Here is a 26,172-nt window from a genome sequence, read left to right on the forward strand (position 1 = left end):
GGGGAAGGCGGGGAGCTCCCGCCGCGAGCGCGAGTTGACCATGGGCGGAAGGTTAGCGCTCCCCGCGGCCGGGCGGTCAGTGCGCGAGGGCGGGGGACCGTACGGGGGTGGGCTCCTCCGGTTCACGGGCTCCGCGGGCTCCGCGGGCTCCGCGGGCTCCGCCGGCGAGGAGTTCGCGGATCTCGCGGACCGCGGTGCGCCCGGCCCGGTTGGCGCCGATGGTGCTGGCGGAGGGCCCGTAGCCGATGAGGTGGATGCGGGGGTCCTTCGCGACGCGGGTGGTGCCGTCCAGCCGGATGCCGCCGCCGGGCTCACGCAGCCGCAGCGGGGAGCGGTGGTCGAGGGCCGCGCGGAAGCCGGTGGCCCAGAGGATGACGTCGGCCGTCAGCTCGCGGCCGTCGTTCCAGGCGACGCCGTGTTCGGTGACCCGGTCGAAGGCCGGCAGCGGGTCGAGGATCCCGCGCGCCCGCGCGGCGCGGACCGCCTCGGTGGCCGCCAGGCCGGTGACGCTGACCACGCTCTGCGGCGGCAGCCCGGCCCTGACCCGCTCCTCGACGAGGGCGATCGCGGCGCGGCCCCAGTCCTCGTCGAACGGCTGCTCGCGGAAGAGCGGCGGACGCCGGGTGACCCAGGTCGTGTCGGCGACCTCGGCGAGTTCCATCAGCAGCTGCACGGCGGAGGTCCCGCCGCCGACGACGATCACCCGGCGGCCGGCGAACTCCGCCGCGCCCCGGTAGCCGGCGGTGTGGAGCTGGCGGCCGAGGAAGGTCTCCTGGCCGGGGTAGTGCGGGATGAACGGGCGGTCCCAGGTGCCGGAGGCGTTGATCAGCGCGCGGGCGGACCACGCTCCGGCGTCCGTCTCGACGAGCAGCCGCCCGCCGCCCGCCTCGCGGACCGCCGATACGTTCACCGGGCGGTGGACGCGCAGGTCGAAGGTGCGCTCGTAACGGTCGAAGTACTCGGAGACCACCTCGGCGGAGGGCCGGGCCGGGTCGGCGCCCTCCAGCGGAAGGCCTGGCAGGTCGTGGACGCCGTGGGCCTTGGCGTAGGTGAGCGAGGGCCAGCGGAACTGCCACGCGCCGCCGGGGCCGGGGGAGTGGTCCAGGACGGCGAAGCCCTCGTCGGGACGGAATCCGGCGCGGCTGAGGAAGTACGCGCCCGACAGGCCCGCCTGTCCTGCTCCGATGACGGCGACGTCGACCTCGTGCACTCCGCTCAAGTCGTTCACGGTTCTACCAACCGTGGGCGGCGCGGAAAGCTTCCCGCGAAGGGTCAGTGGCGAGTGGCCGAAGCGTGCGCCGAAACAGGGGTCGAGGAGGAGGCCGCGGCCTGTTCCGCGGCCGTCGGTGCCGGCATCCGCGGCTCCGACGCCCAGCGCCGCAGCCTGGCCACCCGCTCGGCGGCCTCTTCCAGCCGGGCGGGTGCGAGGTCCCCGTCGGCCACCGCGCGGGCGGCGGCGGTGTGGATCGCCTCGCGCACCCCCGCACCGCACGCCGGGCCGAGCTGTACGAGGTCGACGCCGGCGATCCAGGCCAGCACGGCCGCGCCCGGCACGCCCCAGCCGTTGACGATCGACGGGGCGTCGAGGGCGTCGCTGACCACCACCCCGCCGTACCCGAGGTCGCCGCGCAGCACGCCCGTCACGGCCTGGCCGCTGAGGGTCGCCGGGAGGCCGTCGCCGCCCGGAACGGGCGTCCGTCCGGCGGTGATCGCCCGCACCCCGGCGGCGGCCCCTTCGGCGAACGGTCGCAGCGGGCCCTCGCCGGGGAAGGGGCCGAGGGCCGCGGCGACCCCGTGCGCCTGCAGATCGGTCACGAAGACGCGGGTCTCGTCGGCGCGCAGCGCCGGCCGGACGCCGAGATGGAAGTTGGCTCCCAGGCCCACCAGTTCGGCGGCCGCGGAACTGCCGCTGCCACCGGTTCCGGAATCGTTGGCGCGAGGGCTCGGTGCTCCGCCCGGGCGGCCGGTGAGGCCGTCCGGGAGCCGCTCGTGCAGCGCGTCGGTGATCCGGCGGGAGGCGTCAGGAGTGCTCGCGTAGGCGACCACTCCCGGCATCCCCCGGTCGAGCCCGAGCCGTATCCAGTCCGGCAGCCGTTCGCTGCGGCAGGCGGGGAGCAGGCAGGCGTCGACCAGCGCGGCGATACGGTGCAAGGTGTTCACGTCGGCTGTCCCCCTTTGGCGCGCGGCGGCAGTGGGAGGGTATCCCGACAGCGGGCAAATGGTCCAGACCAATCGGGAAGCGGCTGCCCGTCCGCCGGGAACGATCTCCCGGCGGACGGGCAGCCGTGAACTCCGCCGCCGCTCAACGCCCCCCGGCGAGCAGCAGCGGCGCACCGCCCGGCGCGGACGCCGGACGGCCGTTCGTGGCCGGGACCCCGGCCAGCGGGGAGCCGGGGACGGTGTCGAGCAGTCCGCGTGCCGCCAGCTCGGGCGTCACGCCCTCGCCGAACCAGTACGCCTCCTCCAGGTGCGGGTAGCCGGAGAGCACGAAGTGGTCGACGCCCAGGGCGTGGTACTCCTCGATCCGGTCCGCGACCTCGGCGTGGTTGCCCACCAGCGCCGTTCCCGCGCCGCCGCGCACCAGCCCCACCCCGGCCCACAGGTTGGGGGAGATCTCCAGCTTGTCGCGGGAGCCGCCGTGCAGGGCCAGCATCCGCTGCTGGCCGACCGACTCGCTCTTGCCGAGGGCCTGCTGGGCGGCGGCGACGGTGTCGTCGTCGAGGTCGTCCAGCAGCCGGTTCGCGGTCACCCAGGCGTCCTTCGACGAGTCGCGCGAGATGACGTGCAGCCGGATGCCGAACCTGACCGTGCGGCCCTCCGCCTCCGCGAGCCCGCGGATCCAGTCGATCTTCTGCTTGACCTGCTCGGGCGGCTCCCCCCAGGTCAGATAGACATCCGCGTTCCGGGCCGCGACCGGTCCCGCGGCCGGCGACGAGCCGCCGAAGAAGACCGGCGGGCGCGGCTCGGGCGGCAGCGCCACCAGGCCGCCCTCCACCTGGTAGTGCTCGCCGTGGAAGTCGAACGGCTTGCCCTCCCAGGCCCCGCGCACCACCGTCAGGAACTCGTCGGTCCTGGCGTAGCGGTTGTCGTGGTCCAGATGGTCGCCGAAGCGCTTCTGCTCGGTGGAGTCACCGCCGGTCACGACGTTCAGCATCAGCCGGCCGCGGGTGATCCGCTGGTACGTGGCGGCCATCTGCGCCGCCAGCACCGGCGAGATGACACCGGGCCGGAACGCCACCAGGAACTTCAGCCGGTCGGTGTGCTGCGAGAGCGCCACCGTCGTCAGCCAGGCGTCCTCGCACCAGGTGCCGGTCGGCGTCAGGACGGCCTCGAAGCCCAACTGGTCCGCGGCGCGGGCGATCTGCGCCAGGTAGTCGATGTCGGGCGCGCGGACCCCGCTGATCGGAGTGATCCGCGAGCGCTTGATGCCGCCGTCGGTGTAGGCGTGGCGGTCGACCAGGGTCCGGCCGTCGCCGCCCGTGGGAAGGAACCAGTGCAGGTGCACGGACATCAGGAGGAGGCCTTTCCGAAGGTGCGAGCCGGTGTGTTCGACGCCGGCAGACCGGTGTTGAAGCGCTGGTCGACGAAGTCCTTGAACGTGAAGTGGTTCGGGATCAGCCGGAGATCGGCGAAGGTGTCGGCGATCTTCTGCTCGGAGGCGATCGCGGCGTCGTCCACGGCGACCGCCACCCGGGTTCCACTGCTGCGCTTCACCGCGTCCAGCGCGACGGCGTAGGGCAGCCCGGTCTCCTTCGACCAGACCTTCGCCCACTCCTCGGGGTGCTTGAACGCCCAGTCCTGGGCCCGGCGCAGCCGGCCGAGGTAGTCACCGATCGCCTGGGACTTGTTCTTGTCCGCCAGTGCCGCGGGCGCGGCGACCTGGAAGGACAGCCCGTTGACGACGCCGTCCCCGGTGGTCAGCACCCGGGCGCCGGTGTTGCGCAGGATCTGCGAGGTGTAGGGGTCCCAGATGGCCCAGGCGTCCACCCGGCCCCGGCTGAACGCCGCCAGGGCGTCGGCCGGCTGCAGATAGCTGACTTTGACGTCGGTGAGCTTCAGGCCCGCCTTCGCGAGTGAGGCCACCAGCTGGAAGTGGGCGGAACTGCCCTGCGCGACCGCCACCGACTTGCCCTTGAGGTCGGCCACCGACGTCAGATCCGAGCCCTTGGGCACCGCGATGACCTCACCGGCGGACGAGCCGTGCGAGGCGCCGACCACCGTGACCTTCGAGTGGGCGCCCGCCGCGAAGACCGGCGGGGTGTTGCCGACCCCGCCGATGTCCACGGCCCGCGCGTTGACCGCTTCGAGCAGGGGTGGCCCGGAGGTGAAGGTCGACCATTTGATCTTGTACGGGACCTTCTCCAGTTCCCCGGCGGCCCGCAGGATCGTCTCGGAACCGCCTTTCTGGTCACCGACGTTGAGCGTGACGCTCCCCAGGCCACCCGAGGTGTTCGACGAGCCCGAGGAGTCGTCGGCCGCGGACGACCCGCCGCAGGCGGTCAGCAGAAGGGCGAGCGGGAGCAGCAGGGCGGGGGCGAAGCGTTTCATGGGAGGTCGTTTCTTCCGTTCGGAACGAGCGCGAGAGGTCAAGAGGTCGGGAGGTCGCAGGGTCGAGAGGTCGTCAGGCCGCCTGGGCGGCCGGGTGGTTGTCCACGCCGAGCTGATCGAGCAGACGGGACCGCAGTTCGGCGAACCGGGGGTCACCCGGATCGCGGGGGCGCGGCAGTGCGACGGGGTTGTCGTGGGCGATCACGCCGTTCTCCATCACCAGGGCGCGGTCGGCGAGCAGCAGGGCCTCGTCCACGTCATGGGTGACGAGCAGCACCGCGCACCCGCGCCGCTGCCACAGTTCGGCGACCAGCCGCTGGGCGGTGATCCGGGTCAGCGCGTCCAAAGCGCCGAACGGCTCGTCGAGCAGCAGCAGATCCGGCTCCCGCACCAGGGCGCGGGCCAGCGAGGCGCGCTGGGCCTCGCCGCCGGAGAGCGTCTTGGGCCAGGCGCCGGACCGGTGGCCGAGCCCGACCTCCTCCAGCGCCTGCTCCGCGACCGCGCGGTCGGGGTGGCCGGGCAGCCCGAGCAGCACGTTGCGCCACACCGGCTTCCACGGCATCAGGCGCGGCGACTGGAAGGCGACCGCACGCCGGCGCGGCACCAGCACCGAACCCTCGACCTCGCGGTCAAGACCGGCCAGCACCCGCAGCAGCGTGCTCTTGCCGCAGCCGCTGCGCCCGAGCAGGGCGGTGAACTCGCCCGGCCGGATGTCGAGATCGAGCCGGTCGATCACGGCGCGCCCGTCGAAGGCGCGGGTCAGCCCCTCGACCCGGACCGCCGTTCCGGCCCCCGTTCCTGTTCCTGTCCCCGTTCCCGGACGGTCCGGCTTCCGGTCGGTCTTCTGGCCTGCGGGCCGGATCACTTGCCGGTGAAGGTCGGTCGCCATTGCAGCAGCAGCCTTTCGAGAGTGCGGACGACGATCACGTCGGTCAGGCCGAGGAAGGCGTAGACGACGAGGCAGACGACGATCACGTCGGTCCTGAAGAACTCGCGGGCCTGGTTCATGACGAAGCCGATGCCGTCGTCGGCGTTGATCTGCTCGCTGAACACCAGCGCCAGCCACGCGGTCGCCAGCGAGTAGCGCAGCCCGGTCATCGCGCCGGGCAGCGCGCCCGGCAGGACGACATGGCGCACCAGGCCCCAGCGGGACAGGCCGAGCGAGGTGCCGGCCTCGATGAGCTGTTCGTCCACGCCGCGGATGCCGGCGTAGACGTTCAGATAGAGGTGGAAGGCGACACCCAGCGAGATCAGCGCGATCTTGGGCGCCTCGCCGATGCCGAGCCAGATGATGAACAGCGGGATCAGACCGACCCAGGGCACGGTCCGCAGCATCTGCACGCTCGCGTCGACCAGGTCCTCGCCGAGCCGGGAGAGCCCGGAGACCAGAGCGAGCGCGGTGCCCGCCAGAACGCCGAACACGAGGCCGAGGGCGACGCGTTGGAGCGAGACCAGCATCGCCGACGGCAGCGTCCCGTCCGCGATCAGCTCCTTCCCGGCCCGCGCGATGGTGCCGGGGGAGGCGAGGATGTCGGGCTCCAGGACCCCGGTGCTGCTCAGCACCTGCCACAGGGCCAGCAGGAGCAGGGGTCTCGCGGTGCGGCGCAGCCAGCGGGGTACGTGGCGGCGCCGGGAGGCCGCCGAGATGATCGGTTCCAGCTCAAGGACGTCGCCCTGGTCGGGAATTACGGATATGTCCGGCGGTGGTTTGCTGATGGTCATGGCGACTCCACGGCGGGGCGGCAGACGGAGACACGCCTCGGCGCGCAGGCTCCCGACGGGTCGGATCCGTACGAATCCGTACGGATATGTGCGGGATCAGCCCGGGAGCGCGCTAAAGAGCGAGGCGAGAAGAAGGACGAACGAGTGAGAAGGCGTCAGCAGCCGCGACGACACGCGGCGGAGGCCACCCGCAGCAGGTCGATGTGACCGCGCGTGGTGAGCAGAAGAGGACGCAACATGCGGGAGAACCTAGCGAGCCGTCCCGTACCCGGTCAACGTCGTCTCGCCACCCGGACGGGAATCTCAAACGCGGATCCGGCGGCGTTGGGCGACCATGGAGACATGGCCGACGCGTTCACCACCCGCACCCTCGACATCCCGACCGGCTCCGCCGAGACCGTCCACGATCTCACCGCAGCCTGCACCGAGTTCCTCGACCAGGCCGCACACGGCCGCGACGGGCTGCTCAACGTCTTCGTCCCGCACGCCACCGCGGGCATCGCCGTCATGGAGACCGGAGCCGGCAGCGACGACGACCTGCTGTCCGCACTCCACGACCTGCTCCCCGCCGACGACCGCTGGCGCCACCGCCACGGCAGCCCCGGCCACGGCCGCGACCACGTCCTCCCGGCCCTGGTCCCGCCGCACGCCACCCTGCCGGTGATCGCCGGCCGCCTGGAACTGGGAACCTGGCAGTCCGTCGTCCTGGTGGACACGAACATCTCCAACCCCCACCGTCAGGTCCGGTTGACCTTCCTGGGGTGAGGCAACAGGGCCGTCGGCGTGAGTTGATATCCCGACCGTTACGAAGAGGGGCATGACCCCAGGCGGTGGGCGGCGCCAACACTTCACGCGCTCGTCTTCGGGATTCGAACCCGAGGCCTACGCATGACGAGACAATGAGCGATCAATTCCGTGGTGCCGTGTCGTGCCAGCTCGTGATGTTTCTGCTGGTCAGACTAGGTACAGCAAATTGCTGCACACCGCCTCGTGTTGCACTGTCCAAAGGCGTCTGTCCACCGGCTGTCCACCGGCGGGGTTGTCCCCAGCTCGCCACCGACACTGGCGCTGGGCTGCCAGCGATGCCGGCGAACGGACGGAGAGAGACGAGCGGGGGCACTGTGGAACCCCTACAAGCCATCGGTCAACGCTGCCGGTGCTGCCCTCGCCCCGCACACCGCTCCGAAGTCACCACCTCAGCCTGACTGGGGGCCTGGAATCGGAAGAGGCTGGGGTAGACGGATGTGTGTTCCGGCTACCCCAGCCTCGTCGGCCCTGCAGTGATCAGGCGATGTCGGCGTACCAGATCCGGCTCGGCGGGCCGGTCAGGTCGGAGTCCTCGAAGCGCTTGGGCATCCCTGGCCGCAGTGCCGGGCGCAGCAGCCGCCACGTCCGTTCGATCGCTTCGCCGGTGAAGTCGTCGAACTCCGGCGTGACCTGGAGCAGCACCGCGCCGTCGCGCAGGGTCTCGATCCGGTGGAAGTCACCGGCCGCGGGGATCCCGTCGGCGCCGCCCAGCAGCTGGGCGATCTCGCGCGGGATCACCATCAGCCACTCGTATCCGCGCAGCAGCTGCCGCGACTCTGCCAGCGACAAATAGGGCAGGAGCGGGCCGACCCGCTCCTCGTACTCAGTGCGGCCCAGCGAAAGGCTGTAGCCGATCTGGGCGTAGCTGGGGTCGACCTCCTCCGCGAAGTCACGCAGCAACTCGGTCCAGCGGAGCTGGGCCGACGCGAAGCGCTCCTTGGGTGCCTCCGCGCTCAACCTGATCCAGCCCTCGCCATCCTCGTCACGCGCGACACCCATGCGCAGGAGCTCCTGGCCGGGCATACCTCGGTCGTCCAGCTGGTAGACCGCGGTCTCGGCCAGCTGCACATCCGAGACCAACCACTTGCGCAGCATCGGCAGATTCTTGCGGGTCAGCACCCGGGAGCGGTTGCTGACCCCCCGGCCGGTGCCTTTGACACTGGTCACCGATAGGAAACCCCAGAGCGTCCCGGGCGGACCGCACGGTACCGACTTCTTCAGTGACTCCTCCACCTGCCCGGTGGAGTCGAGGGTCCCCTGGAAGGACTCGTCCTCCAAGCGGTCCGCGCCCTCGGTGAGCCAACGCCAGGCGAGGTCGGCGAGTGCCTCGGTACCGCTGTACTCGGCGTCGATCTCACATCGGATCGTGTGCATGCTGGCTCACCACTCCTTTCAGGAGAGCTTCGGGAGAGCTGTCGGTCGAAATCGGACATCATCCTAGGTGACGGGGTTACAGAGGATGAGGACGGCTCCGAGGAAGCCCACCACCGCCGCCACCCCGGTGTCCTCCTGCTGCTGGGGGGTCATCTTCGGTACGTTGAAGGTGAGCCCGTCTCCTCCGTTTTCGGACGGCGCCGCGTGGGGCATCAGTCCTCCTGCCGGCAGGCCCTTGATCGGGCGGGTCGAGGTCCAGTCCGGCCGCCTGCCCCGCTCCTTCAGCTGCATCGGGTTGGGTTGCGGGCCGGGTACAGGGTGGGGCACGGGGTCCGGCTCACCGCCGCGGGTATCCTCCCGTGACCACGTGTAGCTGATGATGCCGGCCTTCCCACTGTCCTTCGCGGTGATGAACTCGGCGGGGTTGCCGAAGTTGGGCACCGGGCCTAGCTCCACCCCGAGCGGTTCGCCGATCTTCACTCTCCGGGTGTCGCCGCTGGCGACCAGCATCGCCTGCATCTTCGAGACATACCGGGCGAGCTGCGCCGGGCCGGCCTTCTCCGCCGCCCCACCCTGGTGTTTGACCTCCCAGATCGTGACGTCGTTCTTGCCCCACTCGACGATGTCGGCGTAGCCGGGCTCCCCATTGCCCTTCGCGGAGGCGCCGCGGATGAAGACGTCGTTGTCGAAGTCGTTGTACGGGTGCTTGGCCTTGAGGTAGGCGGTGACCATGAGGACGGCAGTGTCATGGCGCGGCTGCCAGACCTTCCACCACTTCTCCTCCTCCTTTGTGGGCTCGTCCTCGCCAAGGCCCACCGGCTCGCTATCCCCGGCCGATTCGGAGGCGGGTTGGTTCGCCCGTCGTTGCTCCTGCTCCCAGGCCCGCTGGTCCGGGTCGTAGAGCCCGGACGGGTCGCTGCGGTTGACCGGGTCGCTGTGTGAGTAGCCGTAGCTGTTCCATTGCTGCGGATCATCCGGTACGAGCAGTGGGTCCGCGCAGAGGAAGCGTCCGGTGCTCGGTTGGTACTCCCGGGCACCGAGGTTGGTCAGGCTGGTGACATCGTCCTTGCTTCCGCCGACGAAGCCCTTGTCACCGGCCCAGACTCCCGGCGCGGGCTGGGTGCCGCGCGGGTTGCCGAAGGGGTCCATCGGACGGCGGGTGACGGCAAGGCTGGTGGCATCGACTGTCAGGGTGCCGCTGTTGTGGTGGTCGGCGAGCTGGATCGTCAGACCGCCGGCGCCGACCCGGACCATGCTGAGACCGCCGGGAACCGGGTAGTACCGGGTGCCCGTGAGGGTCTTGGCCACCGTGTCATAGGTGACTTGGTCGGTGCCGAGGTTGATGGTGGTCTTGCCTGGATTGCGCCGGATCAGCTGGTTGCCGTCGGCGTCGTAGACGTAGCTCGTGGTCTGGTTCGGGACGGTCCACTTCTGACCGGCCGGAAGAGGCGTCGCGCAGTCGCCCATCGCCAGGTCGGTGCCGTTGGTGGTGACGTTGCCAGGCACCGCCAGGCAGCGGGTGGCGGCCGCGTTGAGGATGGTGCCGTCCGCGCGGACGGTCCAGTTCTGAGAAGCACGGCCGTCACAGGGCTGGAGCTGCACGACGGACCCCGCCGCGGTGCCCATCGCGGTGATGCACTTGCTGAACACCTTGAGCAGGCCGCCGTTGGTGGCGAAGCGCTGGCCGCCGCCGGAGGTGCAGGTGTCGATCTGCAGCGGGTTGCCGTTGGCCGAGCTGCCGCCCTGCATGTCCAGGCACTTGCCACCGATGCCGGTGATCGGACCGGCCTGGGCAAGAGCGCCGAGTTTGCCCTCGCTGTTCCAGGTGAGGTCGGCGGTGCCGGTCTTCGAGGTGTAGATGCCGGTGGTGTTGCCGGCCGCGTCATAGGCGTCGTTGCCTGACACCGTGGTGCTGGTTCCGACCTTGGTGCTGGTGCCGGTGAGCGCGTGCGGACCGCCGCTGCCGCCGCCGGTGTTGACGGTGCCGGCGCTCGGGAAGGTCTGCGTGGTGACGGAGTCCTTGGTGGCGTCACCGCTGGTGTCGTGCTGGACGAACCTGGTCCGGTTGCCCGTCACGTCGTAGCCGTACTCCTGCCAGTACGGGGTGCCACCACCAACAGTGGTCTGGGCGGGCGCGATCGCGCCGCTGGTGGGGCTGGTGTTGGTGCACCGGCCCTGGTCCTGGGTCTGGTGCTGCAGCGCGTCGGGGACTGTGACGCTGCCGGTGTCGGTCCACGCGGTGTTCAGTCGGCCGAGGCTGTCGTAGTCGAAGCACTGCAGATCGCGGCCGACCGGAGTGTTGTCGGGGGTGCTGCTGATGGAGGTGACGCGGCCGGAGTCGTCGTAGGTGTAACCGGTCTGCTGGACCGCGCCGCTGGCGGAGGTCTGCTTGTCCAGGAACTGGTTGCGCAGCCGTCCGGTGGCCTGGTCGTAGTCGTTGGTGACCACCACCTGGCTGGCCCATGGGTTGACGGTGGAACGGATTACCCGGCCGAAGGCGTCGTACTCGGTCTGGGTGTCGTAGGTGGTGGCACCCGCGTACTTGAACAGCTGGCCGTAGTCGTTGTAGGAGTACGCCATGTCGTCCATCGGCAGGCCGCCAAGGGCGGGCAGTAGCGTGGACTTCAGATTGCCGGTGATCTTGTCGAAGCTGCTGGACACGGCATAGGTGAAGTTGCCGCTTGCCAGACCGACCTCGCTGCCCGGGATGGTGATGCTCAACCCGGTGGGCCGATAGGCGTCGTCATACCCCTTCACGGCTGTGGTGTACGCCTGACCGCCGGCTCCTCCGACGTAACGGGTGGCGGAAGCCGGCTTGCCCTTGATCACCGTGTCGTAGGACCAGCCCGCGAGCTGGTTGGCCGGGGCGACACTGCCCTCGTACACGCCGGTCTTGCGGCCGGTCAGTTCGTAGGTGAAGACGAGCTTGCGGCCGCGGTTGTCGGTGGTGGTGGCAACCCGGGAGGCCTCGTCGAAGGTCTGGACGACCGTGCCGGTGTCCGGGTCGCTCGCCGAGATCTGCCTGTCCTGCTGGTCGTAGCCGTAGGACCAGCGGTTGCCGACCGCGTCGGTACGAGTCTCGGGCTTGCCATCAGCGGTGTAGGTGTAGCGGGAGATCACCGCATCGGCCGGGTTGCCTGTCGCGGTGGGCGTGTTGTACTGCCAGCGCTCGACGGTCTTGTCGCGGGCGTTGGAGACCGAGCTGGTCGGCCAGGTGCCGGCGGGCGGCAACAGGTCGATCCGGTCGACTCCGGCGTAGACCGTGGTGGTGCGGTTCTGCTCGACACCGAGCGACCATGAGGCGACCACGGTCGCCCGGCCCCGGCCGTCGTACGTGGTGCGGGTCTGTGCCGGGATGGTCGACTCGGCGGCCTGCACCAGGGTCGTAGTGGGGCCGGAAACGTTGTTGTACCAGGCGGCGTTGGCCGTCTTCACCCTGCCTTGCGAGTCGTACAGGGAATCGGTGATCATCCGGCCGGTGTAGGCCGGGTTGGCGGGTGAGGCCTGGGCCTGCCGGGTGCGTCCGAAGCCGTCCAGAATGTCGATGCGACGGGTGTAGACCGGCATCGCCAGATCCCGCTTGAGAACCGAGGTGGTCACCGAGGAAGGCACCCCGGCCTTGTTCGACAGGTTGTAGGCATAGGCGAGGTTCGCGTTGGCGTTGGCCGCCGGGTTGCGTCCGGCCAGCCAGACGCCGGTGAGCCGGCCGAGGGCGTCATAGACCTGGGTACTGGTCTTGCTGTTGGGATCCTTGACGGTCAGCGTGTTCCCGCGCCGCGGGTCGATCGTGGTGACGGTGTCCCAGCTGCCGGTGGCGGCACCGGGGATCGGCGCCGAGGAGGTCAGCGCGGACGGGAGCTCGCCCGCCGCGGCAGCCGCGTAGCTGGTCCGGGTGGTCGCACCGTTCGGATGCAGCGCGTCCTTGACGGTCAGCGCGGTCACCGACTCCGTCCGGCCGTACTTGTCGAAGGTGGTGCTGGTCTTGGTGGTGAAGGTGGCGCTGCCGTCACTCTCGTAGCGCTCCAGCTCCTGGGCGCCGCTCGGGTTGGCGCTCGCCGCAGCCTGGCCGAAGGGCAGGTTGTCGTAGAGGACCCGACTGCGGGCGGTGGTGTTGCTGGGGCCGGCGGCCGCAGTGCAGGCATTAGGGCCGGAGAGTGTCAGGGTTTCGGCGGCGAGGTCGGTGCGCTGCGGGTCGGGCCCGGTGGCGTAGGCAGTGCGTGTGCACAGGTCGGGCAGACCGTCGGCCTGGTCGAGCGAGGTGAGCAGACGGTTGGCGCGGGACGGATCGGTGACCGTGGTCTTGGTGGTGGTGCGCCAGCTCTGGTCGGCCTTGAGCGCCTGGCTGGTCACCGCCTGGGTGGTGGCGGTGTATCGGGCGACCAGGTCGGGCAGGCCGGTGCCGCGCGAGTGGGTGGCTGTGGCGACCTCGCCGGAGGCGCCGTTGACAGTCCGGGCGGTGACCTTTCCGTCGGCCTGGTCGAAGGTCTCGCTCTGCAGTGGCTGGCCGGCCAGCCAGTCGACGTCAACGACATCCCGGCCGAGTGCATCGGTCAGGTGGACGCTGCGGCTTCCGGCGTCCTGGCGGACGTCACCATCCATGCCCTGCCGGTAGGTGGTGCGGGTCTGCGCCCGGGGACCGTCGGTCCCGCTGCCCACAGTGGTGGTGACGGTCCTGAAGCCGCGGAAGTCACCCCAGGTGCGGGCCTTGGTCTCGGTCAGCTCGGCGTCATCGCGGTGCCAGCCGGCCGACTCGTAGGTGTACTTCGTGATCTTCTGCGGGGCGTCGGTGGCAGTGTCGTTCTCGGTCAACGAGGCGACCGTGTAGTGGTTGAACCAGTCCAGCACCGGGTCGGCATCGGCCACCGACCCGGAGGGCAGCCAGCGGATCGGGTAGCAGGCCATGCTGTTGTCGTCCTCGGCAGCCGGCATCACCTTGTTGATCCGGGAGCAGCCCGGCAGGTTGTAGTCGACGTTGAGGACGCCGCCCGTCTCGTTGTGGATCTGCTGGATACGCGGGCGGTTCATCAGCGGCGGCGCGGGCACCAGGTCGGTCCCGTCCACCCGGTTGGGAAGCATCACCGGGGTGAAGGTGACGGGGAGGGTGGAGAGCTCGGGAGTGGCCGTCTTGCCGGTCCGCTCGACCGAGTCCAGCCAGAGCGCCTTCTGGCTGGTGTTGTCCTTCGGGTCGGGGAAGGAGTGGGTCAGCTTGTAGGAGTCGACGTCCTTCCAGGCATTGTTGATGCGGACCTGAGTGGTGATGGTGCTCAGGCGCTTGGTGGTGAAGAAGCTCGGGCTGGAGTGGGTGCAGGTGCCGTCCTGCTTGCACTCCTGGTCGACCGGCACGTCAGGCCAGTTGTTCTTGTTTGCACTGGTGCGCTGGGCGGGGTCGCAGGTCGCGCTGTCCAGGCAGCGCTCGGCGGTGGCGAAGGCTATTCTTTCGGCCGGTTGCAGGGCGCCCTTGGCTGCCAGCTGCTCGTCCAAACGCTGGCCGTACGCGATCGAGGCCGGCAGGTTGGCCCGGGTGTAGGAGGTGCGGGTGCCAGTGCCGTTGTTCTGGCCGGCGCCACGGGCGTACCAGTTGGTCTCCGGGGCCCAGGTGTAGGTGGTCAGGTTGCCCTTCGGGTCCACCACGTAGTCCAGTGAGAGCCGCTGCCACATCTGGCACCAGGAGGCCTTGCCCTGCGCCGAGTCGTAGCAGGGGTCGCCGCTGCCCGGGGAGTACACAGGGAGGGTGGACACCGAGTTGGCGGCCGGGTCGCTCTTGTCCCCGCCGGGCAGGTGGTTGAGCCCGAAGTAGTAGACGGTCCCCGAGCTGTCGGTGACCTTGGCGTACGCGCCGTCCCGGGCGTCGTTGCCCGCGCCCGAGCCGAATTCGATCTTGGTTCCGTCGTCGTCCTTCGGGTGCCATACGCCGGTGGCCGCGTCGGTGGTGGCGCTGGACGATCCCGCGTTGCGGTCGCGGACCAGTTGGCCGGAGTGCGAGCCGAGCGAAAGCGTCGCGTTGAAGCCGCCCCAGCACTGGTCGCCGGAGTCGGCGATCCCGCTCTTGTCGCAGGGCTTGAAGTCGCGCTCGATGAAACCGGGATTCAGCTCCCAGCCGTCGCCGGCCCAGGACGCCTGGGCGTTGGTGGCCGAGGTCTTGCCGTCCACCGATGAGGAGTTGTAGGAGAGTCCGACCGTCGGGGCCGCGCCGCCGAGCGAGGGCGGCACCTGGACCGGGTAGCTGTACGTCAGCGCGCCCGATGCACTGCCGGCGGCCCAGGCGGAGGAGGGCGACAGCGTCGACGCGGCGTAAGTGCCACCACCACCGGCCGGGCCGGTCTCCGCGGCCAGCAGCAGCGGCGCACCGGTGGGTGCGGCGGCCGGGTGCACACCGGTGATGAACGAGGACTGGGCGGCGCCAGTACGTGCCGGTGTGGCGGCGGGCAGCGGCACCTCGGCCACCATCCGCCCGGTGGCCTGTTCGAAATGGGCCGCCACGGGCGTGCGGACCTGGCAGGAGGGAGATGCGGGGGTGGTCGCGGCACAGGCAGGCAGCTTCACCAGGCGCCCACGGGAGGCGAATTCACCGCCGGTAGCGGCGTTCAGCGCGGCCACGTCCACAGCGACCAGCACCAGAGTAGTGGGCGACTGCTGGCGCGTGGCAGGGGCTGTGGCGGCGGAGGTGCTCTGCGGCTGAGCGGTCAAGGTGAAGAGCAGCCCGTTCACCCCGGCCGCGTGGGCGGTCTGCCCGTCACTCTGGACGACAGTCACGGCCTGCGACGTAGCGGGCGCGCCGGGCTTGGGTGCCACCCAGACGGGCAGCTTCCCGGCCCTCAACGGCCCTTTAGCCTGTGCTCCGGACAGATCGACAGTGGCGGACGCGCGCTGGGTGGGCGCCGGGGCGGCCATCTTGCCGGCCCGCGAGGGCACCGGGTAATGCGGCGCGATCGAGGCCGCCTTGGCGACGTCGGTGACATTTACCGAGGTGGTGCCGGGCAGCGGCGTATCCGGTGGCTGCCAGATCTTGGAGAAGTCGGGGCCGGCCGTGGCCTGCGCTGCGGGAGCGAGCAGGGTGCCCGCGACGGCGAAGGCCACCGGCCCGACGACACATCTCCATGAGAATCTCGTACGTCTTGGTCTCTCCGGACTTGCCACTGGACCCCCGTTGTCTGTGAAAGATCTGTGATGATCACCAACACAATCGGACGGGAAACTAGCAGTCGGATGACGTGCCGTCAGCAATACCGACGATCAGCGATCGCATGACATATCTCACAGGCCGCCGGTTAGGTCCTTTTGGCTCTGATATCACGACAACAGAATCAATACCCCTTTGTAGACAGGCAGTCAGGACTGCCAAGGTGCTGCGGATCTCTGCACATCCGCAATGCGGAGCGCGCCAAACCACGGGGGAACTCGATGTCCACCAGACCCAGACCCGCCCGGCTCGCCAGACGGTCCGTATCGGCCGCCGTCACATTCGTCCTCGCCGCAGGCCTACTGACGGCTACTCCGCTCGTCGCCCACGCCGCCGATGGCACTCCGGAACCTGCCAAACCCGCGGGGCAGCCCGCCCCGCCCGCCCAGGACGCCGTCCAGCAGGCCATCACCCAGGCGAAGAGCGCGGGTAAGGATGTTCCCGTCCCCGTACTCACCGACGAATACACCACCGTGGTAGCGACTGCCGAAGGCAAACTGCGCTCCGAGCAGCATGAGATGGCCCAGCGCACCAAGCGCACCGACGGCTCCTGGGCCACCCTGGACGACACTCTCGTCAAGAACGCGGACGGCACCGTCGTCGCGACGGCCTCCAGCGGAGACCTGGTCATCTCCGGCGGCGGCAGCGGCCCGCTGGCCACCATGACGACCAAGGACGGCAAGCAGCTCGCCGTCTCCTCGCCTTTCCCCGGCCCGCTCCCCGCCCCGAAACTTATCGGCAACGGGGCCCTGTTCTCCGATGTGGCCCCGGACACCGACCTGCAGGTGACCGCCACCAAATGGGGCGGCTATACCACCGTCATCGTGCTGCGTACGCCCACGGCTGCAGCCAATCCGGCAGTGCGCAACCTCGTCTTCCCTACGGCCACCAAGGGTCTGGACCTCGCCAAGAGCGACGGCGGCGCGCTGACCGCGACCGCCGACGGCGAGCCGGTGTTCACCGCGCCGGCCCCCCAGATGTGGTCCGCCAAGGAAGCCCGGACCCCGGCCGGCCGGGCCGCCGCGAAATACGCCGTCGAGACCGCGCAGGCCTCGCCTGCCACCCGCAACGCCAAGGCGGCCGATGCCGGCTCGGACGACTCCGGTGACGCGACCCACGCTCCGCCGGACGCGCCGAGCACCACAGCCGGCCCCGGCGCACTGGCCAGCGTCGCTACCATCCCGGTGACCGAGGCCAAGGTCCAAGGCAACAGTGACCACGCGCAGGGTTCGATCTCTTTGGCCCCGAGCCTCGACCTGCTCGACGGTGCCAACACCTCGTACCCCGTCTACGTCGACCCGTCGTGGTCGCAGGACGCCCGTGGCAAGCAGCACCATGCCTGGGTGATGCAGGCGCACAACACCACTGGCAACTTCGACCGCACCGGCTCCACCGACCGTGATCGGCCCGGATCCGGCTTCCAGGGCTGGGAGACCGCAACCGGGATCGAGCGGGCTCTGTTCGAGTTCAACCTCAACGGTTACGCCGGCGCCACCATCAACTACGCCAACCTGCGCATCAGCCAGTACATCTCCTCTGACCACTCCTGCACAACGACCTACCCGGTCAACCTCTACCGGGCAGGGGCGTTCGACGCGTCGGTGACTTGGAGCAACCACGAGATCCGGGAGTGGGTCGACAGCAAGTCGGTACCCGGCAACGGCACCTTGTCGGAGTGCTACAGCGACCTGCCGATCGACTTCAACATCACCGGTGCGCTGCGCGACGGCATCCGCACCACCAACGTGCCGCTCGCCTTCGCAGTACGCGGCCCGGAGGGCAGCGGCCAGCGGATGGGCTTCAAGCGGTACAACTACGACGCCACGCTTAGCAGCACATTCGATTTCCCGCCCGGTGTGCCCGGCAACCCTCACACCGTCCCGGCCCCGCACCGGGTCACCGCCGCGGACACCGATGCCTGCGCCAGCGTGCCTCTCTCCTCGTATGGCTACATCACCAGCGCGAACACCAGTCTCAGGTCCACCGTCAACAGCCCCAACCAGGGCCAGCTGACCGAGTGGATCAACATCTGGGACAACACCACCGGCGGCAACTCCGTGCACACCGGCTGGTCTGGCTTTGTGAGCCGGGGCAGCGAGGCCTCCTACACCTTGCCGATGGGCACCCTCCAGGACGGCCACCACTACGGCTGGCAGGCTTACGGTGACGACGGCCTGCTGCGCGGATCCCCGAGCCCTGTCTGCCACTTCGCCGTCGATGCCACCCCACCGGTGCTCGCCTTCGGCACATTCACCGACCCGGCCACCCAGTTCCCGCCGGCCGGAAACGGCCAGACCACCAAGCTGCATCTGGGCGACACCGGGCACATCCCGTTGATCGCCTCCGACCCGAGCCCGGGCACCGGCCTGATCTCCTCCGGCCTGGCGTGCCTCCGCTGGAGCTACGACCCGCAGATGTCGGGCGCCGAGCAGAAGTGCACCCCCACCTCGGGCACCCCACTGGTGGTCAACGACGTCGCGACCAAGCCGACCCACTGGGGCACCAACACCCTGTACGCCCAGGTCTTCGACGAGGCCGGTAACTCCTCCCAGACCATGTCGTACTCGTTCTACGTCCCGTGGACGGAGGGCCCGGTCGCATTCGGCGACACCACGGGTGATGCCCGGCCCGACATCCTGGTCACGGATCAGGCAGGCAACCTGATCACCCACGGCCGCGCCACTGACCCGGGCAACTCCAGCGTGCCGCCCACCGGTACGGCCGCGGCCGCCGCCCAGGCCCCCGGTGCCGACGCTCCAACGAACCCCCGGACTTGGAAGGACTACCGGGTCGCGCACCGCGGCGCCCTCGACCCCACCACCAACCTCGACGACCTGTTCGTCCACAAGGACCCGAGCAGCCCCGGCGCCTCCGACGGTGACGACGCGCTCTACTACTACTCCGACACGCTCTCCGACCCGGGTCGCTTCACCCGCGGCACGATGACCCCGCTCGACCGGCCGGACTGTGACCCCGATCTCGCCACCTCCTGCGCCGGCCACCACGACGGCAACTCTTGGGCGCAGGCCCGCCAGATCACCCCGATCGGCTCGGCCAAGGACACCCGCACGCCGAGCCGCACGGTCACCGACGCGACCGGCGTTTTCGCCATCGACTCGGGCAACCTCTGGTACTACCCGGTCAAGACCAACCACACCCTGGCGCCGCCGTCCCTGGTCTCCACTGGTGGCTGGGACGACAAGGACCTGATGGTCCCCGGCAACACACTGGCCATCGGCGCCACCAGCGCCACCGCTCCCGCGCTCTGGGTACGCAACCGGACCAATGGCGACATCTTCCAGTACGCCCTGACCACGGCCACCCGGCCCGACACCTCCACCGAGGTGACGGGCATCACCGCCAGCCCCGTGTCCAAAATCGGCTACGGCGTCACCGCGACGTCCTTCCCGACGGTCGGTTCCGACGGCAACCTCACCGACGACGACGTGCCCGACCTCTGGGCCACCGACACCTCCGGCAACCTCCACGTCTGGCCGGCCGCCGTTGCAGGCACCCAGGTCACCGGCTTCGCCGGAGACCACTTCCGCGGTAGCAGCCAGGCCCCATACGTCCAGTGGCCGCTAACCGGCAACGCCAAGGCCAACCCGGCCTCCTACAACGGCACCGCCGCGAATGTCACCTGGGGCGAGGAAACCGTCGACGGCCGCAAGACCAATGTCGCGGTGTTCGACGGCACTGCCCAGTCCACCATCACCAGCAGCAAGGGCGTGGTCGACACCCACAAGAGCTTCACCGTCAGCACCTGGGCCTACCTGGCCAAGGACGACGCCGGCATGGTGGTCAGCCAGGAGACCGTGAACGGCAGCTCGTTCATGATCTATGCCGACCACGGTGCCTGGAAGTTCGGACTCGCCCGGGGCGACGCCAACAACGACTGGCCGTACGACTTCTCCGGCGCGACCGGCCCCGCCGCGGCCTACCAGCTCAACACCTGGACTCAGCTGACCGCCAGCTACAACGCAGACACCGGCCAGATGAACATGTACGTGAACGGCGCCCTGGCCGGCACCGGTCAGCACACCGCCTCGACCAGCCCCACCGCGAGTGGCACTCTTGTCCTCGGCCGCTACCGGAACAACAACACCTTCACCAACTACCTGACCGGCCGGGTCAGCAACCTGGCCATCTACAACACCGCTGTCGCGGCGACCACCAGCAACGGCCCGATCCGCTTCTCACCCCACTCCGGGCGTTGCATGGACGCACCCAACGCCAGCACTGCCAACGGCGTGCACCCCCAGCTCTACGACTGCAACAGCACCGCCGCCCAGCGCTGGAGCATCAACGCCAACGGAGCCCTCACCATCGGCACCCAGTGCCTGTCTGCCAGCGCCAACGGCACCGCCTCGGGCACCGGGATCATCCTGTGGAACTGCCTCGGCGAAGGCGGCCAGCAGTGGCGCGCCCGGGCCGACGGCACGATCTACAATCCGCAGTCCAACATGTGCCTGGATGTTCCGTGGGCGACCAGCGACCGCGGCACCACGTTCCAGCTCTATCCCTGCAACTCCACCGCCGCACAGCGCTGGAGCATCCCGACCCTGAACACCCCAATCCTGCCCGTCAACCCGTAGCCTCCTGCACGCAGCGACAGAATGGGCCTGAGGCGCACCCCGCGCCTCAGGCCCTTTCGCATGCTCAGAGGGCCTGCGGCGTTGTCGGACCCGGCCACTAGGGTGGCGCCGTTCACGATTCTCAGAGGGGGGTGGCTCGATGGGTGCCAGCGGATGGGATTACGTCACCGCGTACGACGGGGACGTCGCGGCGGCACTGGACGCCTTGCAGGCCAGGGTGTTCCAGGAGGAGTACGGCGACGGCGACAGCTACGGGAGTCTGGAGGAACTGCGCGAGGACCACGAGTTCATGGGGCAGGAGGGCACGCACACGATCCTTGATATCGACACAGTCGTCTCCGCGTCCGACTCCCCGCAACGGCCCGAGTACGGCACCTTGCGCCCCTTGGCAACAGACCGCGTCGTCCACCATTTCGGCACGGATCACCCGACGCCCCAGCAGTACGGGGAGCTGATCGCCGCCGCCAACGACGCGATGAGCCATCAGGAATACGAGCAGAGCCTGCTCGGCGAGTGCCAGATGCGGTGGACCGGCCGTTACGTCGTTCTCCATACCGAAGGTGTGCCTACCCACCTGGGGATCTTCGGCTTCTCCGGCGACTAACAGGTACCTTGCCGATCATGTGGCCACTCCGCCCCGGGTTTGTTGTTCTGGGCCGCGTACCCAGAACAACAAACCGGACGAACTGCGGAACGCCGGGTCAGCCGCAGCAGCCCAAGCCCATGCCACGGAGAACTCGCGGCATCCGTCGGTCACCGCAATCAGGTCCTTCGTGCCGCCGGCCCGCACGTCCATCAAGCGTGGCCATCACTTCTTTCAGGCGAATGCGCAGGTGGACGGCGCCAACCCAGAGGTGCACGTAGTCGGCGGAGAACAGGTCGGAGTCTCTGACAGCGTGTCTTCAGCCGAGTCATGGCAGCGGGTGAGAGACGGGGCTGGATCTGCCGTCACTGTAGGAGTGATGTCCGGCCGCACCAAGTGAGAGAGGTTCAGTTCTGGCCAGGGCAGGGCGAGCGGTGCTGCGCGGCGATGTACGCCTGGGGGATGTCACCCGCGAGCAACTCGGTGACAGGCCCGTGGTGCCGAACGAGCACGATGGCCGCTGGGGAGCGCTTGCCTGTCTTCCGAAGCTGGACTCGCGGCCGACCTCCAGTGGCGCCGCCGGTGACCTGGCCGGTGAACTCGAACGCGGGCAGCGGCTGTGGCCCACTTGCACGCCCGAGGAACTTGCCCTTCACCTCGCCATCCGCGGCGCGGGAGACCGCCGGGCGAAGGCGATGACATGGGTGACCACGGGAGGCTGCCCATTGACCGTGACGACTAGTGTTCTGAGTCGGGAATTCTGTTCAGATGTGTAGGCTTGGTCTATGGCACGGATGGGGCGGCCGAAGGTCGAGTTGACGTTGTCGGGTGAGGAACGGGCCGCGCTTGAGGAGTGGGTGCGGCGTCGTTCCACGCCGCAGGCGTGGGCCTTGCGGTGTCGGATCGTTCTGGCGTGTGCCGAGGGTGTCTCGAACAAGGATGTCGCCGCTCAACTCGGTTCCACGCCGCAGGCGGTGGGCCGCTGGCGGGCCCGCTTCGTGCAGTACCGGATTGCCGGGCTGGGTGACATGCCGCGTCCGGGTGGCCCCAGGACGGTGACGGACGAGCAGGTCGCCGCTGTGGTCACCAGGACGCTGGAATCCAAGCCGAAGAACGCGACGCATTGGTCGACGCGGTCGATGGCGAAGGAAATGGGCTTGTCGCAGTCGTCGGTGTCGCGGATCTGGCGGGCGTTCGGCCTGCAGCCGCACCGGTCGCAGACGTTCAAGCTGTCGACGGATCCGTACTTCGTGGACAAGGTGCACGACGTCGTCGGTCTCTACCTGGACCCGCCTGAGCGGGCCCTGGTCTTCTGCGTGGACGAGAAGTCGCAGATCCAGGCGTTGGACCGGTCCCAGCCCGTGCTGCCGATGATGCCCGGGGTTCCCGAGCGGGCCACCCATGACTACGTCCGTGCCGGCACCACCACCCTGTTCGCCGCACTCGAGGTCGCCACCGGCAAAGTGATCGGCTCCCTGCACCGCCGGCACCGGGCCGAGGAGTTCAAGAAGTTCCTGATCAAGCTCGACAAGGAAGTGCCGGCCGACCTGGACGTCCACCTCATCTGTGACAACTACGCGACCCACAAGACCCCTGCGATCAAGAAGTGGCTGCTGGCCCACCCTCGCTTCCAGTTGCACTTCACCCCGACCGGGTCGTCCTGGCTGAACCTCGTCGAGCGGTGGTTCGCCGAACTCACCAACAAACAGATACGACGAGGCGTCCACAAGTCCGTTCAGGCCCTGGAGAAGGACATCCGCAACTGGATCGCCACGTGGAACACCGACCCGAAGCCCTACGTCTGGACGAAGACCGCTGACGAGATCCTCGAACGCCTCGCCTCATATCTGAACAGAATTCCCGACTCAGAACACTAGCGCCTGTCTCGTTGGCCGGCGTTTGCTTCGTGGCGGGGCTGGTTAGTCTGCGGCGAAGACGGACAGCAAGCTGATCGTTGACCTGCGCGGTCGGCTGATCAAGCCCAGTTATGCCGGCGAGTGCCGGCCGAGGCGCCAGGGGAGTGAAGGCCCGCCATCGCGTGAAGCCGTGACGGGCCTTGATCTCTTTGTAAGTCCAGCGACCTATGCCCGGCCGGCGCGACCGCGACTGAGCCTCGGGTCCGGCTCGACTTCCTCCTCGTTCGGCTCCCACTCAGGCCGGAAGTCGGGGTGTGTGGCGTATGCCGCAACGAGGTGGCGGAGCGGGAAGGTAGTCGCAGAGAGCGCAATCATGGCGGGACCGTGAACCATGAAGTCGTCCTGTTCTGCGCCCTGCTGCATCTGCTCCACAAAGCGCAGGACACCACGTTTGGCGGAGATGTCGGCGAGAACCCGGGCCTTCAGCCCTGCGGTGCCCTGGGCCGTGTCGGGCTTCACGGCCAGTGCCACAGCTTCGTCCTCGTCAATACGAGCTTGGAGGAAGTTCGTTAGGTCCGCGACTTCGTCATTTCTCATAGGTGGTGCCCCCTCGGTGCATAGCTGAAGGAAGCATCATGCCGGACGGTCGGGTCTGCTGCAGGGTTGGGTGACAGGTTGACCTGCCCCACGGTTTGGGTTCCAGCTGTGGTGGCTAACTGGCGGCGGGGATGGTGTCTTGTTCGGAGAGTAGTTCGTACTCGATCGGGGTGCGGTAGCCCAGAGCTGAGTGGCGCCGCTGTCGGTTGTAGAAGATCTCGATGTACTCGAAGATTGCGTTCGCCAACTCGACCCGGGTCTTCCACCGTTTGCGGTTCAACAGCTCGATCTGCATTGAGGACCAGAACGACTCCATCATCGCGTTGTCCAGGCCGTCTCCGACGGTGCCGAACGATGGCAGGAGCCCGGCGGAGCGGATCCGTTCCCCGAAGACCCAGGAGGTGAACTGGGCGCCGTGATCGGCGTGCACTATCCCGCCTGGTTCGGGGCGCCGGTTGCGGAAGGCCATGTCCAACGCGTTGACCACGAGGGTGGAGTCCTGTCTGGAGTCGATCGACCAGCCCACGATCTTGCGGCTGAACGCGTCCAGGACCGCCGCGCAGTACACCCACCCTTCTCTGGTGCGGTGTTGCGTGATGTCGGTGACCCACAGCTCGTTGGGACGCAGCCGATGGAACTTCCGGTTGACCAGGTCATCGGCGGTGACGACACCCTGCAGGCGCTTGATCCGCACCGGGCCGGGCAGTCCGTAGATCCCGGCCTGTGTCATCAGCACCGACACGGTCCTCGAGCACACCTGGATGCCCATGCCCAGGGTGAGCTCGGCGTGGACGCGGCGGTAGCCGTAGGTGCCGCGTGAGGCGACGTGGACCTCCCGGATCAGCCCGGTCAGCCACTCCCGCCGCAACTGCCGCGCTGTGGTCGGGGTGCGCTTGTGTTTGTAGTAGTTCTGCCGGGCGACCCCAAGGATCCGGCAGCATCGGTCGACCGGTGCCCCGGCATCGACGAGACGGTCGATCACCGGGTAGAGCCTTTTGGGGCCGGCTTGTCCTCGCCGAGGAACTTCGCGGCCTTGCGCACGATCTCGAGCTCGGTTTCCAGCTCGTGGATTCGTCGCCGCGCTGCACGCAGCTCTGCGGACTCCGCCGAGACCCTGCCAGGCCGTCGGCCATTGTCGATGTCGTCCTGGCGCAACCACTTCGCCAACGTGACCGGATGGATGCCGAGGTCAACGGCGGTCTGCTTCTGTTCTTTTCCTGCCCGCACCAATGCGATGGCGCGGGCGCGGAACTCAACGGGGTAGGCGCGGGGCATGTCCGGCAGCCTTTCGTGAAGGCCGTCAGTTAGCCAGCAGAACTGGAACCTGTGAGGTGGGGCAGGTCAGGTTCGGACACGCGGCTTGGAGGGCCGGTGTGGTCATGGCGATCGCGTATGCGATGGGGGCGATTCGGTCGAGGACGTTCTTCCGCAGCAGGCTGAAGAAGGATTCCGTGCCCGCGTTGACGCCTGCCGCCCCGCCTCGCCCTATCGAGCCGGCGATCTGATGCCGTCCAAGTGCCCGGACGAATTTCCGGGACGAAATTGCGACCCACGATCGCTGTGCAAAACACAGCCCGCACAGGACACGCGACTTTCGATGTCACCCGATCGTGCGGCAGCCCCTCACGAGGTCAGGAATTGACGTGCGCGTAGTTCAGCCTGAGGCGGCGCTCGTCCACGCCCGTCCACCGGACCCGGCACGGGTCTCCAGCAGTGGGCCGCCACCGGTGGCGGCCACCAGATCTGGACCCGGTGCTGACCGACGCGCGGAGCCCGCAACGGCCCTCGCGTTCGGAGCCGGCCGTGTCGGCGGCCGGGGCGCGGGGGCCATCGCCGGTGGTGGCGTCTTCGGCGGTCACGCCCCTCCTGGCTGGTCTTGACCATGCGGAGGTTCCGGGGAACTGTCCTCGCCCGCCTGGACTTTGAACGACGATGTATCTGCAGGTCCGAGTAGGACAGCAGGTCGAGAGTCAGGAGGCGTCATGTACGTTGATCTGCGTATGGAGCAAGGTGAGGGCGAACTGCGTTCGCTGCATGCCTGGCTGCGGAACGACGCAGCCGTACGGCGGTCCTCCACATCGGAGGTGAGGTCGGACGGGCCCCCGCAGCCGGGGCAGATGGGGTCGACCCTGGAAGTAATCAAGATGGTGACCGAGAATGGCTGGAGTGCGGCCTCATTCGTGATGGCTGTCGTCGCCTGGAAGCGGACTCGACCGCAAAGCGCGCAGATCACGATCACCAGGGACGACACGACCATCGCGCTCACCAACTGCAGCGACGACGAAGTACGGCGTGTGATCCGCGTCCTGGACGACGGTCAGAGGGGGGAGAGTCGAGGCGAGTGAGTGTGTTGCCTGATCCGGGCGCATCGCGTGCCGTCCTCATCGGATCGAGCCAATTCGATCACCTCGAGCCGTTGCCGGCCGTTACCAACAATCTCGCCGCACTCGCTGAAGCGCTCGCGTCGCCCACGTCATGGGGGCTGCGGCCGGAGCACTGTGTGATCTTGGCGAACCCCGGGTCCGCAGACGAGGTGATGGCCGTGCTACGGGCTGCTTCCCTGGAGGCCCGGGACACCCTGCTCGTCTACTACGCCGGACACGGCCTGGTCGATCTGCAAAGCCGTTTGCAACTGGCGTTGCCCAAATCCCAGCAGGACTGGCCGGAGTCGTCTCTCCACTATGAATGGCTACGCCAGGCAGTCCTGGCGGGGCGCTCGGAACGACAGGTACTCCTGCTGGACTGCTGCTTCAGCGGACTCGCCTTGGGGACCATGGCCGGCGCAGGGCTTGATCAAGTTCCTTAGGTGACCGGTTCGTTGGTGATGCCCAGGATGGGGAGTGCTCGTTGGGGTTCGTCGCGGATCGCCCGGGTGGTCTTGGCGATGTTGTCGGCTCCGAGGGTTTTCAG

The 26,172-nt window shown here is 68.8% G+C and carries 16 protein-coding genes and 2 pseudogenes; 6 read left to right on the top strand and 12 right to left on the bottom strand.

The annotated features are described in order from the left end of the window. Positions 1–76: 76 nt before the first annotated feature. The 7 genes from O3W51_RS26475 to O3W51_RS48940 form a co-directional block, all read right to left on the bottom strand. Positions 77–1,228 carry an NAD(P)-binding domain-containing protein gene (locus tag O3W51_RS26475; RefSeq protein WP_443048340.1) on the bottom strand — a complete coding sequence of 384 codons (1,152 nt, stop codon included), beginning with the start codon at positions 1,226–1,228 and terminating at the stop codon, positions 77–79. 44 nt (positions 1,229–1,272) lie between these two features. Then, positions 1,273–2,160: a glycoside hydrolase family 3 N-terminal domain-containing protein gene (locus O3W51_RS26480; protein ID WP_269287477.1), complete on the bottom strand. Its 888-nt coding sequence runs from the start codon at positions 2,158–2,160 to the stop codon at positions 1,273–1,275. A gap of 142 nt (positions 2,161–2,302) precedes the next feature. Then, complete coding sequence (locus tag O3W51_RS26485; protein ID WP_198357454.1) at positions 2,303–3,511, bottom strand: LLM class flavin-dependent oxidoreductase; 1,209 nt, start codon at positions 3,509–3,511, stop codon at positions 2,303–2,305. Continuing rightward, positions 3,511–4,548: an ABC transporter substrate-binding protein gene (locus tag O3W51_RS26490; protein ID WP_138353110.1), complete on the bottom strand. Its 1,038-nt coding sequence runs from the start codon at positions 4,546–4,548 to the stop codon at positions 3,511–3,513. The genes O3W51_RS26485 and O3W51_RS26490 overlap by 1 nt, the downstream gene beginning before the upstream one ends. Before the next feature lie 73 nt (positions 4,549–4,621). After that, a complete protein-coding gene (locus tag O3W51_RS26495; RefSeq protein ID WP_269287478.1) occupies positions 4,622–5,437 on the bottom strand; it encodes an ABC transporter ATP-binding protein in 816 nt (271 codons plus the stop codon). After that, on the bottom strand, positions 5,410–6,270 hold the full coding sequence (locus O3W51_RS26500; protein WP_269287479.1) for an ABC transporter permease: 861 nt from the start codon (positions 6,268–6,270) through the stop codon (positions 5,410–5,412). The genes O3W51_RS26495 and O3W51_RS26500 overlap by 28 nt, the downstream gene beginning before the upstream one ends. 155 nt (positions 6,271–6,425) lie before the next feature. Continuing rightward, on the bottom strand, positions 6,426–6,509 hold the full coding sequence (locus O3W51_RS48940; protein WP_346268798.1) for a putative leader peptide: 84 nt from the start codon (positions 6,507–6,509) through the stop codon (positions 6,426–6,428). Positions 6,510–6,612: 103 nt separating this feature from the next. Here O3W51_RS48940 and O3W51_RS26505 point away from each other — a divergent pair, with 103 nt between their 5' ends. Then, the gene (locus O3W51_RS26505) at positions 6,613–7,035 is read left to right on the top strand and encodes a secondary thiamine-phosphate synthase enzyme YjbQ (protein WP_138353113.1); all 423 of its coding nucleotides are present in this window, start codon (positions 6,613–6,615) and stop codon (positions 7,033–7,035) included. A gap of 519 nt (positions 7,036–7,554) precedes the next feature. On the opposite strand, the gene O3W51_RS26510 is transcribed toward O3W51_RS26505, so the two are convergent. Together O3W51_RS26510 and O3W51_RS26515 are read right to left on the bottom strand one after the other, a co-directional pair. Continuing rightward, positions 7,555–8,451, bottom strand: a complete 897-nt coding sequence (locus O3W51_RS26510) for a hypothetical protein (RefSeq protein WP_269287481.1) — start codon at positions 8,449–8,451, stop codon at positions 7,555–7,557. Positions 8,452–8,514: 63 nt separating this feature from the next. Further along, positions 8,515–15,528 carry a ricin-type beta-trefoil lectin domain protein gene (locus O3W51_RS26515; RefSeq protein ID WP_269287482.1) on the bottom strand — a complete coding sequence of 2,338 codons (7,014 nt, stop codon included), beginning with the start codon at positions 15,526–15,528 and terminating at the stop codon, positions 8,515–8,517. Positions 15,529–15,852: 324 nt separating this feature from the next. Between O3W51_RS26515 and O3W51_RS26520 the strand changes: the two genes are divergently transcribed. The 3 genes from O3W51_RS26520 to O3W51_RS26530 all read left to right on the top strand — a co-directional run bounded on the left by O3W51_RS26520 (position 15,853) and on the right by O3W51_RS26530 (position 22,686). Further along, a complete protein-coding gene (locus O3W51_RS26520; RefSeq protein WP_269287483.1) occupies positions 15,853–20,226 on the top strand; it encodes a ricin-type beta-trefoil lectin domain protein in 4,374 nt (1,457 codons plus the stop codon). Positions 20,227–20,365: 139 nt separating this feature from the next. Then, complete coding sequence (locus tag O3W51_RS26525; RefSeq protein ID WP_138353117.1) at positions 20,366–20,830, top strand: hypothetical protein; 465 nt, start codon at positions 20,366–20,368, stop codon at positions 20,828–20,830. Between the two features lie 773 nt (positions 20,831–21,603). Next, positions 21,604–22,686 carry an IS630 family transposase gene (locus tag O3W51_RS26530; protein WP_443048341.1) on the top strand — a complete coding sequence of 361 codons (1,083 nt, stop codon included), beginning with the start codon at positions 21,604–21,606 and terminating at the stop codon, positions 22,684–22,686. Between the two features lie 204 nt (positions 22,687–22,890). Here O3W51_RS26530 and O3W51_RS26535 read toward each other — a convergent pair whose 3' ends face one another. The 3 genes and pseudogenes from O3W51_RS26535 to O3W51_RS26545 form a co-directional block, all read right to left on the bottom strand. Further along, positions 22,891–23,262 (bottom strand): DUF6221 family protein, encoded by a 372-nt coding sequence (locus tag O3W51_RS26535; protein WP_138353119.1) that lies wholly within the window; start codon positions 23,260–23,262, stop codon positions 22,891–22,893. A 115-nt stretch (positions 23,263–23,377) separates the two neighbouring features. Next, positions 23,378–24,537, bottom strand: a pseudogene (locus O3W51_RS26540) (IS3 family transposase). Positions 24,538–24,670: 133 nt separating this feature from the next. Next, positions 24,671–24,837, bottom strand: a pseudogene (locus O3W51_RS26545) (IS3-like element ISAar45 family transposase); the annotation flags it as partial. A 407-nt stretch (positions 24,838–25,244) separates the two neighbouring features. Between O3W51_RS26545 and O3W51_RS26550 the strand changes: the two are divergent. Then, positions 25,245–25,607, top strand: a complete 363-nt coding sequence (locus tag O3W51_RS26550) for an effector-associated constant component EACC1 (RefSeq protein ID WP_138353924.1) — start codon at positions 25,245–25,247, stop codon at positions 25,605–25,607. Next, positions 25,604–26,068, top strand: a complete 465-nt coding sequence (locus tag O3W51_RS26555) for a caspase, EACC1-associated type (protein WP_269287485.1) — start codon at positions 25,604–25,606, stop codon at positions 26,066–26,068. The genes O3W51_RS26550 and O3W51_RS26555 overlap by 4 nt, the downstream gene beginning before the upstream one ends. Positions 26,069–26,172: the final 104 nt, after the last annotated feature.

The sequence above is a fragment of the Streptomyces sp. H39-C1 genome (genome assembly GCF_027158125.1).
Classification (GTDB): Bacteria; Actinomycetota; Actinomycetes; order Streptomycetales; family Streptomycetaceae; genus Actinacidiphila; species Actinacidiphila fildesensis.